Here is a 9,814-nt window from a genome sequence, read left to right on the forward strand (position 1 = left end):
CCGTTCCGTCGATCCGGAGTTCTTGATGATCCTGCATCCCGACTGCGAGACGTATCTGGAGGCGGTGGAGCGGTGGCGGGAGAAGACGAGCATCCAGTCCTGGGCCGATATCGGGGCGGACCGGGCCAGGGCGGTGTTCAGCGAGCTGAAGCTGTCGCGGATGCCGAAGCTGCCGGAGATGGACCTCGTCGAGGATTATGAGATCGAGGGCCGGGCCGGCCCCCGCCGGCTGCGCATCCTGCGGCCGAGGGGGGCGGAGACGCGCCCGCTGCCGGTCGCGCTCTATTTCCACGGCGGCGGCTATGTCCTCGGCGGCATCGAGGAGAGCGAGGACGAGGCCCGGCGGATCGCCGCCAACACCCCGGCCTTGGTGATCTCGGCCAGCTACCGCCTCGGCCCCGACCATCCGTTCCCGGCGGCGATCGACGACGCCTATGACGCGCTGCTCTGGGCCGCGCATCACGCCGCGAGCTTCGGTGGCGACCCGCGCCGGCTGATGGTCGGCGGCACCAGCTCCGGCGCCGGCCTCGCCGCCGCGATCAGCCGGCTGGCGGCGACCGAGAACGGGCCGCGCATCGCGCTGACCTATCTGCTGTGCCCCTGGCTCGACATGACCATGAGTCAGCATTCGGTGCTCGATTACGGCGAGGGCTACGGGCTGGACCGGGTCGACCTCGAATGGTTCCGGCAATGCTATCTCGGGCCGGACGAGGCGCCGGACCACCCGCTGGCCTCGCCGATCCTGCACCCGATTCCGGCGCGGCTGCCGAAGACCTTCGTGCTGGCGGCGGAATGCGACCCGCTGCGTGACGAGGCCCGGGTCTATGCCCGGATGCTGAAGGAGGCGAAGGTGCCGGTCACCTATGTCATGGCGCCCGGCATGATCCACGCCTTCAACGCCCTGATCCACCTGATCCCCGGCGGCCTGCCGCAGATCGCCGCGATTGACGAGGCTCTGAGATCGATATGACGCCCGTCACGACATGAAGCGCAGGACGATCCCGCTGGAGGCGACGACGTCCGCGACCCAGGGCCCGACAAGATAGATCAGGGCCGCGGTGATCGCCGCGGCGCCGAAGAACACGGTCACCGTCAGCGGCGTGGCCGGCTGCTCGCTGTCCAGGCGCCATTTCACCGGCCCGACGGGCTGGTAGGGCGCTGATGGTTGAATCCGGAATGTCTTGGGGATTGCGATCACAGCGACCGCGGAGCCGACCATGAAAAGGTACATCAGCAGCGACAGCCCGATCGTCTCCGCGGCCGAGAGATAGACGTAATGGCCATGGCTGTTCGAGACGTAGATCAGACCCGACACCGGGTCCGGATGGGTCGGCCGCGTGACATGATACTGCTCGAACAGGATGAGATGCCCGGCGAAGCTGGTGACGGCCAGCGCCCCTCCTGCAGCGGCGATCGCACGTCTGATCTCCATGGCCGACCCGATCCGTGGCTATCCGAAATCCTGCTCGACCCTGAACCGGGTCCCGACCACGGCGGCGATGCGGATGCGGGTGCCGGCGGGCAGATCCGGGCCTTCCACGCCCCAGGTCGCGTCCGCGACCCGGATGCGGCCGACGCCGTTGGCGATCGGCTCGGTCAGCGTCAGCACCCGGCCGACATACTGCTCGCCGCGGCGGTTCAGCGTCGGCTGGTCGCTGGCCTCGGTGTGCGGCTTCAGCCAGACGCGCCAGGCCACGACGCTGACCACCGACAGCACGGCGAAGATCAGCACCTGGGTTTCCCAGCCGATCGACGGGACCAGCCAGGACAGCAGGCCGACGATGCCGGCGGCGATGGCGAGCCAGAGGAAGAAGGTGGCGGGCGCCATCACCTCGAGGATCAGCAGCAAGACGCCGGCGATCCACCACCACCAGAATTCCGGGCCCTGGACGATCATGCCTTCGGCCCCCACGGCCCGCCCTCGGGCGCCGGCGCGGCAGGATCGGCCGGCGGCCGCCGGGACGCCGGCGGCGGGTTCCCGTCGGTCCTTGAGCCAGAGGGGCCGAACGCTTCCCGCGCGATCTCGGCGATGCCGCCGATGGCGCCGATCACATTGGCGGCGTCGAGCGGCAGGAACAGCACCTTGTGGTTCGGCGCACTGGCCATTGCCTTCAGCGAATCGACATATTTGGTGGCGACGAAGTAGTTGAGCGCCTGGACGCTGCCATTGGCGATGGCCTCGCTGACCATGCCGGTCGCCTTGGCTTCCGCCTCGGCCGAACGCTCGCGCGCCTCGGCGTCGCGGAAGGCGGCCTCGCGCCGGCCCTCGGCCTCCAGGATCGCCGCCTGCTTCAGGCCCTCGGCGCGCAGGATCTGCGCCTGCCGCGTGCCCTCGGCCTCGAGGATGGTGGCGCGGCGGTCGCGCTCGGCCTTCATCTGCCGGCCCATGCTCTCGACCAGGTCGCGCGGCGGGGTGATGTCGCGGATCTCGATGCGGGTGACCTTGACGCCCCAGGGCTCGGTGGCGTCGTCGACCACCTTCATCAGCTTGACGTTGATCTGGTCGCGGTTGGACAGCAGCTCGTCCAGGTCCATCGAGCCCATCACCGTGCGGATGTTGGTCATGGTCAGGTTGATGATCGCGGTTTCGAGGCTGCCGACCTCATAGGCCGCCTTGGCCGCGTCCAGCACCTGGTAGAAGATCACGCCGTCGACCGTCACCATGGCGTTGTCGCGGGTGATGATCTCCTGCTGCGGCACCTCCAGCACCGTCTCCATCATCGACAGCTTGGCGCCGATCTGGTCGACGAACGGGACGATCAGGTTCAGGCCGGGGCGCAGGGTGCGGGTGTAGCGGCCGAACCGCTCCACCGTCCATTCTCGGCCCTGGGGCACCGACTTGACGCCCATGAAGATGACGACGATCGCCAGAACCAGGATGGCCAGGACGATGATCGCAAACGGCGAGATCGGCATGATGGAGTTCCGCTCCTCTTGGCGCGGCCGCAGTGTGCCATAGCGGCCACAGGGCCGGCCGGATTATTTCACCGGAACTTTGTGGCGGAATCGCAGCCGGGCGGGGCAACGTAGCAGGGCGACCCAGGGGGCCGGAGGCGGATCAGGGCTCGAACTGCTCCTTCAGGATCCGTTCCTCCAGCGTCTTGCCCGGATCGAACAGCAGGTGCAGCGACACCGAGCGGTCCTCGGCGATCTCGACCCGCGCCACGTCGCGCACCTCGGTCGAATCGGCGACGGCGCTGACCGGGCGCTTCGGCAGCTCCAGCATGTCGAGCACGATCTTCGCGCGCTGCGGCAGCAGGGCACCACGCCAGCGCCGCGGCCGGAAGGCGCTGATCGGCGTCAGCGCCAGGATGCCGGCGCCGAGCGGGATGATCGGCCCATGCGCCGACAGGTTGTAGGCGGTGCTGCCGGCCGGGGTGGAGACGATGGCGCCGTCGCAGGTCAGCTCCGGCATGCGCACGATGCCGTCGACCGTGATTCGCAGCTTCGCCGTCTGCCGCGTCTGGCGCAGCACCGAGACCTCGTTGATGCCGAGCGCCTCATGTACCGTGCCGTCGACCGTGGTCGCCCGCATCCGCAGCGGGTGCAGGATCACGGTGCGCGCCGCCGCCACCCGGCTGGCCAGATCCTCCTCCTGGAAATCGTTCAGCAGGAAGCCGACCGAGCCGCAGTTCATGCCGTAGATCGGCCGGCGCCGGTCGACGCAGCGGTGCAGCGTCTCCAGCAGGAAGCCGTCGCCGCCCAGCGCGACGATGACGTCCGCCGATTCCGGGGGGTGCTGGCCCCAGCGGGCGACGAGCCGGGCCTGGGCCGCCAGGGCCTCGGCGGAATCGGCGGCGAGGATCGCCATGCGCGGCGGGGCCGGATCGGGGGAAGCGAGGGTCATGGCCGGTGACTGTAGTCGAAGTGGAGCCGCGGTCCACCCCGGCCGTGAGGCAGTGTGAATCGGCCGTTCACGGTCGTTTCACGGAAGGTGGGGGAGAGTGGCCGGGTCATCAACGGGGAATGCCAGTGGGAGGGCAGTTGGATGATGATTCCGGCTTTGGTGGGAGTGTTCGCGACGGTCGCCGTGCTGCTGTCCCGGTGCGGCCTGAGCTTCGCGGTGGTGACCGCCGGCACGGCGCTGTCGGGGACCATTCTGATGCTCACCCTGTGACCGGCGGAGCTAGCCGCCGGTCACGCTCATGTGCCGCGCCACGGCGGGCTGCGTGTGGCGGCGGTCGATGAAGAAGTCGTGTCCCTTCGGCTTGCGCAGGATGGCCTCGCGAATCGCGGCCTCCAGCGCCGCATCGGTCGGATCGGCGCGCAGCGGCGCCCGCAGATCGGCGGCGTCGTCCTGGCCGAGGCACATATAGAGGGTGCCGGTGCAGGTCAGCCGCACCCGGTTGCAGCTCTCGCAGAAATTATGGGTGAGCGGGGTGATGAAGCCGAGCCGCCCGCCCGTCTCCTCGACCCGGACATAGCGCGCCGGCCCGCCGGTGCGATAGTCGGTCTCGGTCAGGGTCCAGCGCCGGGCGAGATCGGCCCGCACCTGCGACAGCGGCAGATACTGGTCCAGCCGGTCCTCGCCGCCGATGTCGCCCATCGGCATCACTTCGATCAGCGTCAGGTCGTGGCCGTTCTCGCCGCACCAGCGGATCAGCGAATCGAATTCGTCGTCATTGACGCCCTTCAGCGCCACGGCGTTGATCTTGACCTTGATGCCGGCGGCCTTGGCCGCGGCGATGCCCTCCATCACCTTCTCGAACTTGCCCCAGCGGGTGATGGCGAGGAACTTGGCCGGGTCCAGCGTGTCGAGGCTGACATTGATCCGGCGGATTCCACAGGCGGCCAGGTCCTCGGCGTGACGGGCGAGCTGGCTGCCATTGGTGGTCAGCGTCAGTTCCTCCAGCGCGCCGGTGCCGAGATGCCGCGACAGGCTGCGGATCAGCGTCATCACGTCGCGCCGGACCAGGGGCTCGCCGCCGGTCAGGCGCAGCTTGCCGACGCCATAGCGGATGAAGGCGCTGCACAGCCGGTCCAGCTCCTCCAGCGTCAGCAGCTCCGCCTTCGGCAGGAAGGTCATCTCCTCCGCCATGCAGTAGACGCAGCGGAAGTCGCAGCGATCGGTCACCGACACGCGGAGATAGCGGATGGCGCGGCCGAACGGGTCCACCAGCGGGGCGCTGGAGGCGGGGGACGGATCGATCCTTGGCGTCGGCATCTGGAGCGTCATATACGACAATATAGGACGCCCCCCCGGCGAACGCGATAGGCCGCCCTTCGCCGAACGCGTATGATTTTTCGCAATGTGAGAAGACGGCGGGGACCGATGATCCGCAAACTGGTGGGTGTGCTGCTGCTGCTGATGGGCGCGTTCCTGGCGTTCGGCGCCGGCAAGGCCGCCTGGGACCGCGAGCAGTGGCGCGAGGACGCGGTGGAGGTCCAGGGCCTGGTTGTGCCGCCCGGGGCCGGGGACCGATCGTCGCCGGCGCTGGCCGGGGCGCAGACGGTGGTGCGCCTGGGCACGCTGCGCGCCGTCTACGCCGCCGTCGACACCGGCCTGGCGACGGCGCCACAGCCGGGGCAGCGGGTGGCCGTGCTGATCGACCCCGACCAGCAGGACCGGGCCGTGCTGGACCACCCGCTGGCGATCTGGGGCGACCAGCTGATCGCCGGCGGCATCGGCTTGGTGCTGGCCCTCGTCGGCTTGGTTTGGATGCGCTCCCGGTCGCGCCAGCCGGTCGCGGCGGGGAGTGCCGCGACGGCAATCGCGGCGGCGCTGCGCCAGGTGACGGCGCGGCGGACGGAGGCCAAGCCTGCGCCGCAGAAACCGCCGCAGCAACAGGCCGCTGCGTCGTTCCGGGTCGCGCGCCCGGTCACCGCAGCGGCCGTGGTCCAGCGCATGCGCGACAGCCCGGTCACCGTGCAGCGGGTCGGCGAGCCGGCCGTGAGCCGCATCGTCGAGCGGCCGAGCGGCGTCGGCCCGATTCTGGTCGCCGCCCTCGTGGTGGTTGCCCTGGCCGTCGTCCTGGTCGCCGTGGCATGAGCCCGGCCGGCGCGGTCCCGCCGGTGCTCGGCGTGATTCTGGCCGGTGGCCTGGCCCGGCGCATGGGCGGCGGTGACAAGGCGCTGCGGCCGCTGGCCGGCGTCACGCTGCTCGACCGGGTGATCGCCCGGGCGGCGCCGCAGGTGGCGGCGCTGTGCCTCAACGCCAATGGCGACCCGTCCCGCTTCGCCCGCTGGGGCCTGCCGGTGGTGCCGGATGATGTGCCCGGCGCGCCGGGGCCGCTGGCCGGCATCCTGGCGGCGCTGGACTGGGCGGCCGTGACCAGGCCGGAGATCGATCTGATGGCCAGCTTTCCCTGCGACGCGCCCTTCGTCCCCTGCGACCTGGTGCCGCAGCTGGCGGCGGCGCGGCGCGACCACGGGGCGGAGATCGCCGTCGCCGCCTCGGGCGGCCGGACCCATCCGGTGGTGGCGCTGTGGCCGGTGGCGCTGCGCGGCGACCTGCGGCGGGCCCTGGTCGAGGAGGAGATCCGCAAGGTCGAGCGCTGGATGGCGCGCCACCGGACCGCGGTGGTCGAGTTCGCGCGTGACCCGGTCGACCCCTTCCTGAACGGCAACACCCCGGAGGATCTGGCGGAGGCGGAGCGCCTGCTGGCGCGGCATCCGGAGCTGGCATGACAGCCGAGCCGGTCTGCGCCGGCGACGCGCCGATCCCGGTCGAGCTGGCCGAGGGCCAGGCGGTGCGCTGGTGCGCCTGCGGCCGCAGCGCCGCCCAGCCCTTCTGCGACGGGGCGCACAAAGGCTGCGGCATCGGCCCGGTCGCCTTCGTGGCGCCCCGGGCCAAGACCTATTTCTTCTGCACCTGCAAGCGCAGCGGCCGGCAGCCCCTCTGCGACGGCCGCCATAACTTCATGGCGCCGAGTAGAGCCCGGTTGTGATCAGCGGGGTGGGCGAAGGTCGAAGGGGAAGGCGTAGTTGGCCATGCGGGCCGGGGGAGCAGGGACGGGTGACGCGGCACGCACCTTCCGCAGGAGCTCCCTGTCCACGGAGGCGGATCCCGAGGACTGGGTCAGCTCCACCGCGCTCAGGGTCCCGTCGGCTTCGATGGTCACCGTGACCGTGGCAAACGTCTGTTCCCGCACCAGCGAGTTGACCGACCTCATGCGCGGTCGAAGGTAGGCGCCGAGCCGGCTCGTGTAGTCCGCTTTCGCCTGAACGCTGGGCGCGGATGCGGCGGCGGGCGGAGGGGAAGCCTGCGGCGGCAGCGCCGCGGTCTCGGCGGGCGCTGCCGTGGGCTGCTCCGCCCGGCGCGGCTGCTCGCGCCGCGGCCGACGTTCGGCGCGGGGCTTCGGCTTGGTCGGCGGCGGCACCACCTCGGGCTGCACCACCTCCGGCTCCACGGCCTGGACGGTGTCCGGCACGGCGGCGACCACGGCCTCGGTCTCGCCGGTCGTGGTCACCAGCTCCGGCGGCGGGGTCTCCGGCGCCGGCTCCGGCGGCTCGACCTCGGCCGCCTCCGTCACCGGTGTCTCGGCCGGCGGGGGCGGCTCCTCGACGACGGTCTCGACCGGATCGGGCTGGGCGGTCTCGACCGGCTGGGTCGGCGCGGTCTCGACGGGCACCGCCTCGGTCGGCTCGATCTGCTCGGGCTGCGCGGTCTCGACCGGTTCCGCCGTGTCCAGCGCATCCGCCGGCCCGCCGAAGCCGGCCATCTCGATCGCCATCGGCGTCTCGGCCGGCGTCGGCTCGGCCGACCCCGTCAGGCTGGGCAGCAGCACCGCGACCACGCCGGCGTGAATCAGCGCGGACGCGGCATAGGCGACGCCGCGTCCCGTCACGCGCAACCGGGTCATGGCGCGGTCGGCGCGGCGCCGGCCCCGGTTGCAGCAGGCGCGCCGGCGGCAGCGGCCGGCTGGGGCGCCGCCCCCTGGGCGATCAGCGACACCTTGGTGAAGCCGGCCTGGCCGACCACGCCCATCGCCTCCATCACCTTGCCATAGGGCACGTCGCGGTCGCCGCGGACATAGACCATGGCGTCCGGATTGGCCTGGTGCGCCGCCTGCAGCGCCGCCGGGGCGGTCTCCGGCGTCAGCACCTGGCCGTTCTCGATCGACCAGGTGCCGGCCTTGTCGACGGTCAGGATCACCGGCTTCTGCGGCTGGCCGATCTTGGCGGCGCTGGTCTTCGGCAGGTCGACCGGCACGCCGACCATCATCAGCGGCGCCGCGACCATGAAGATGATCAGCAGCACCAGCATGACATCGACCAGCGGCGTGACGTTGATCTCGGCCAGCGGCGCGTAGTCGTCGCCGCCGTCGCCGGAATCGAGCAGGGCGCCGGCCATTACTCGGCGGCCTCGCGCCGGGCGGCGGCGGCACGCCGCGTGCCGGACAGGTGCTCGGCCATCTGGCCGATCGCGGTGATGAAGGTCTGGTTGATCCGGCGCAGATCGGTCGAGAACTTGTTATAGGCCATCACCGCCGGGATCGCGGCGACCAGGCCGATCGCCGTCGCGAACAGCGCCTCGGCGATGCCCGGGGCCACCACCGCCAGGCTGGTGTCCTGCGAGCTGGCGATCGAGGTGAAGCTGTTCATGATGCCCCAGACCGTGCCGAACAGCCCGACGAAGGGCGCGGCCGAGCCGATGGTGGCCAGGAACGGCAGCCCCAGCTCGCGCCGGCGGATCACCTCGCCGGCGGCGCGGCGCATGGCCCGCTCGATCCGGTCGCGGCATTCGGCCCGGCTCTCCTCGGGGTCGAGCGCCCGCCACTGGGCCAGGCCGGCCTCGACGATCGGCTTGGCCGGGTCGGCCGGGATCACGTCGACCTCGTGCTCGGTGTCGACCCGGCGGCGCAGCGCGGTGGCGGCGCGGCGCAACCGGCCGATGGTGAACAGCTTGTCGAGGACGATGCCCCAGCAGCCGATGGAGGCCAGCACCAGCAGCGCCAGCACGCCCTGGACGATGATGTCCGCCTGCTGCACCAGGGTGATGATCGAGAGATCGTGCGACATCGGTGGCCTCCTCAGCGCATCAGGGCGACGGGCAGGCGCGACCTGGTCTCGACCCGGTCGATGCAGTCGGCCACGGCACCGGCCTCGGTGCGGCAGTCGAGCACGTCGTTGACCAGGACCGAGCCGATCGCGTCGCAGGCCAGGCCCGAGACCTCGAAGGCCTTGACGCTGGTCTTGCGGGCGCGGAGCGGTGCCGCGTCGACCGCCAGGCGCTTGCGGATAGCGCCGTCGGTGCCGAAGAAGACGAGGTCGAGCTTGAACGACTGGTAGGCGTCGTCGCCGGTGCCGAACACCATGTTCACGGCGCAGTTCTGGCCGCGCGGCTCGAGCGTGTTGAGCTCCAGGCTGACGCCGTTCGGGGCCGCGGCGGGGGCAGCGGCTTCGGCCAGGGCCGGCGCCGCGGAGAAGGCCAGAAGCAGGGCGAAGAGCGCGGACACTGATTGGCGTCGGCTGGTCATGATGTCCTCAGAGCGGAACAAGGAAGGGCCTGTCGGATTGCGGATGGGAAATGACCTCGACCGGGCAGCCGAACACGGCCTCCACGGTCGCGGCGGTGAGCACCTCGGCCGGCGGGCCGGCGGCGAAGACACGGCCGCGGCGCAGCAGCACCACCTCGTCGGCGAAGCGGGCGGCCTGGTTCAGGTCGTGCAGGATCGCCAGCACGCCGGTGCCGGAATCGGCCAGGCCGCGGGCGACGCGCAGCACCGCGGATTGATGCGCCAGGTCGAGGCTGGCGGTGGGCTCGTCCAGCAGCAGATAAGTCGGCGCGGCGGCAATGGTCCCGTGGATCTGGGCGAGCGCCCGGGCGAACTGGACGCGCTGCTGCTCGCCGCCGGACAGCGTCGGGTAGGAG

The 9,814-nt window shown here is 71.2% G+C and carries 14 protein-coding genes and 1 pseudogene; 5 read left to right on the top strand and 10 right to left on the bottom strand.

Annotation, left to right across the window (positions count from 1 at the left end; genetic code table 11):
- Positions 1 to 25 precede the first annotated feature (25 nt).
- Positions 26 to 970 (top strand): alpha/beta hydrolase, encoded by a 945-nt coding sequence (locus tag ACTOWL_RS27350; protein ID WP_441324447.1) that lies wholly within the window; start codon positions 26 to 28, stop codon positions 968 to 970.
- Between the two features lie 6 nt (positions 971 to 976).
- Here ACTOWL_RS27350 and ACTOWL_RS27355 read toward each other — a convergent pair whose 3' ends face one another.
- From ACTOWL_RS27355 to ACTOWL_RS27370, 4 genes are all read right to left on the bottom strand, one after another.
- Positions 977 to 1,432 carry a hypothetical protein gene (locus ACTOWL_RS27355; RefSeq protein WP_441324448.1) on the bottom strand — a complete coding sequence of 152 codons (456 nt, stop codon included), beginning with the start codon at positions 1,430 to 1,432 and terminating at the stop codon, positions 977 to 979.
- An 18-nt stretch (positions 1,433 to 1,450) separates the two neighbouring features.
- Positions 1,451 to 1,897, bottom strand: a complete 447-nt coding sequence (locus tag ACTOWL_RS27360) for an NfeD family protein (protein ID WP_441324449.1) — start codon at positions 1,895 to 1,897, stop codon at positions 1,451 to 1,453.
- Positions 1,894 to 2,916, bottom strand: a complete 1,023-nt coding sequence (locus ACTOWL_RS27365; protein WP_441324450.1) for an SPFH domain-containing protein — start codon at positions 2,914 to 2,916, stop codon at positions 1,894 to 1,896. Before ACTOWL_RS27365 ends, ACTOWL_RS27360 begins: the two co-directional genes overlap by 4 nt.
- 142 nt (positions 2,917 to 3,058) lie before the next feature.
- On the bottom strand, positions 3,059 to 3,847 hold the full coding sequence (locus ACTOWL_RS27370; protein WP_441324451.1) for an NAD kinase: 789 nt from the start codon (positions 3,845 to 3,847) through the stop codon (positions 3,059 to 3,061).
- A 141-nt stretch (positions 3,848 to 3,988) separates the two neighbouring features.
- On the opposite strand from ACTOWL_RS27370, the gene ACTOWL_RS27375 reads away from it, so the two are divergent.
- Positions 3,989 to 4,117: a hypothetical protein gene (locus ACTOWL_RS27375; protein WP_441324452.1), complete on the top strand. Its 129-nt coding sequence runs from the start codon at positions 3,989 to 3,991 to the stop codon at positions 4,115 to 4,117.
- 9 nt (positions 4,118 to 4,126) lie between these two features.
- Here ACTOWL_RS27375 and moaA read toward each other — a convergent pair whose 3' ends face one another.
- Positions 4,127 to 5,164 carry a GTP 3',8-cyclase MoaA gene (gene moaA, locus ACTOWL_RS27380; protein WP_441324453.1) on the bottom strand — a complete coding sequence of 346 codons (1,038 nt, stop codon included), beginning with the start codon at positions 5,162 to 5,164 and terminating at the stop codon, positions 4,127 to 4,129.
- 108 nt (positions 5,165 to 5,272) lie between these two features.
- On the opposite strand from moaA, the gene ACTOWL_RS27385 reads away from it, so the two are divergent.
- From ACTOWL_RS27385 to ACTOWL_RS27395, 3 genes are read left to right on the top strand one after another with little or no spacing between them, the layout of a single operon-like run.
- The gene (locus ACTOWL_RS27385) at positions 5,273 to 5,989 is read left to right on the top strand and encodes a hypothetical protein (protein ID WP_441324454.1); all 717 of its coding nucleotides are present in this window, start codon (positions 5,273 to 5,275) and stop codon (positions 5,987 to 5,989) included.
- A complete protein-coding gene (gene mobA / locus ACTOWL_RS27390; RefSeq protein WP_441324455.1) occupies positions 5,986 to 6,627 on the top strand; it encodes a molybdenum cofactor guanylyltransferase MobA in 642 nt (213 codons plus the stop codon). Before ACTOWL_RS27385 ends, mobA begins: the two co-directional genes overlap by 4 nt.
- Entirely contained in the window at positions 6,624 to 6,887 is a 264-nt protein-coding gene (locus ACTOWL_RS27395; protein ID WP_441324456.1) for a CDGSH iron-sulfur domain-containing protein, read from the top strand. The genes mobA and ACTOWL_RS27395 overlap by 4 nt, the downstream gene beginning before the upstream one ends.
- Here the strand turns inward: ACTOWL_RS27395 and ACTOWL_RS27400 are convergent, their stop codons facing one another.
- From ACTOWL_RS27400 to ACTOWL_RS27420, 5 genes and pseudogenes are all read right to left on the bottom strand, one after another.
- Positions 6,888 to 7,802 (bottom strand): TonB family protein, encoded by a 915-nt coding sequence (locus ACTOWL_RS27400; RefSeq protein WP_441324457.1) that lies wholly within the window; start codon positions 7,800 to 7,802, stop codon positions 6,888 to 6,890. It lies immediately after the preceding gene.
- Complete coding sequence (gene tolR, locus ACTOWL_RS27405; RefSeq protein WP_441324458.1) at positions 7,799 to 8,293, bottom strand: protein TolR; 495 nt, start codon at positions 8,291 to 8,293, stop codon at positions 7,799 to 7,801. Before tolR ends, ACTOWL_RS27400 begins: the two co-directional genes overlap by 4 nt.
- Positions 8,293 to 8,961 carry a MotA/TolQ/ExbB proton channel family protein gene (locus ACTOWL_RS27410; RefSeq protein ID WP_441324459.1) on the bottom strand — a complete coding sequence of 223 codons (669 nt, stop codon included), beginning with the start codon at positions 8,959 to 8,961 and terminating at the stop codon, positions 8,293 to 8,295. Before ACTOWL_RS27410 ends, tolR begins: the two co-directional genes overlap by 1 nt.
- A gap of 11 nt (positions 8,962 to 8,972) precedes the next feature.
- Positions 8,973 to 9,419, bottom strand: a complete 447-nt coding sequence (locus ACTOWL_RS27415) for a Tat pathway signal sequence domain protein (RefSeq protein ID WP_441324460.1) — start codon at positions 9,417 to 9,419, stop codon at positions 8,973 to 8,975.
- A 7-nt stretch (positions 9,420 to 9,426) separates the two neighbouring features.
- Positions 9,427 to 9,814 (bottom strand): annotated as a pseudogene (locus ACTOWL_RS27420) (heme ABC transporter ATP-binding protein); the annotation flags it as partial.

It is taken from the genome of Inquilinus sp. CA228 (genome assembly GCF_052078665.1).
Lineage (GTDB): Bacteria > Pseudomonadota > Alphaproteobacteria > DSM-16000 > Inquilinaceae > Inquilinus.

Excerpts from the sequence above, each read along its gene's own strand:
- ACTOWL_RS27410 (WP_441324459.1), bottom strand. The coding sequence starts at position 8,961 with ATGTCGCACGATCTCTCGATCATCACCCTGGTGCAGCAGGCGGACATC.
- ACTOWL_RS27385 (WP_441324454.1), top strand. The coding sequence starts at position 5,273 with ATGATCCGCAAACTGGTGGGTGTGCTGCTGCTGCTGATGGGCGCGTTC.
- ACTOWL_RS27375 (WP_441324452.1), top strand. The coding sequence starts at position 3,989 with ATGATGATTCCGGCTTTGGTGGGAGTGTTCGCGACGGTCGCCGTGCTG.
- ACTOWL_RS27365 (WP_441324450.1), bottom strand. The coding sequence starts at position 2,916 with ATGCCGATCTCGCCGTTTGCGATCATCGTCCTGGCCATCCTGGTTCTG.
- ACTOWL_RS27415 (WP_441324460.1), bottom strand. The coding sequence starts at position 9,419 with ATGACCAGCCGACGCCAATCAGTGTCCGCGCTCTTCGCCCTGCTTCTG.
- ACTOWL_RS27355 (WP_441324448.1), bottom strand. The coding sequence starts at position 1,432 with ATGGAGATCAGACGTGCGATCGCCGCTGCAGGAGGGGCGCTGGCCGTC.
- ACTOWL_RS27350 (WP_441324447.1), top strand. The coding sequence starts at position 26 with ATGATCCTGCATCCCGACTGCGAGACGTATCTGGAGGCGGTGGAGCGG.
- tolR (WP_441324458.1), bottom strand. The coding sequence starts at position 8,293 with ATGGCCGGCGCCCTGCTCGATTCCGGCGACGGCGGCGACGACTACGCG.
- mobA (WP_441324455.1), top strand. The coding sequence starts at position 5,986 with ATGAGCCCGGCCGGCGCGGTCCCGCCGGTGCTCGGCGTGATTCTGGCC.
- moaA (WP_441324453.1), bottom strand. The coding sequence starts at position 5,164 with ATGCCGACGCCAAGGATCGATCCGTCCCCCGCCTCCAGCGCCCCGCTG.
- ACTOWL_RS27370 (WP_441324451.1), bottom strand. The coding sequence starts at position 3,847 with ATGACCCTCGCTTCCCCCGATCCGGCCCCGCCGCGCATGGCGATCCTC.
- ACTOWL_RS27395 (WP_441324456.1), top strand. The coding sequence starts at position 6,624 with ATGACAGCCGAGCCGGTCTGCGCCGGCGACGCGCCGATCCCGGTCGAG.
- ACTOWL_RS27360 (WP_441324449.1), bottom strand. The coding sequence starts at position 1,897 with ATGATCGTCCAGGGCCCGGAATTCTGGTGGTGGTGGATCGCCGGCGTC.
- ACTOWL_RS27400 (WP_441324457.1), bottom strand. The coding sequence starts at position 7,802 with ATGACCCGGTTGCGCGTGACGGGACGCGGCGTCGCCTATGCCGCGTCC.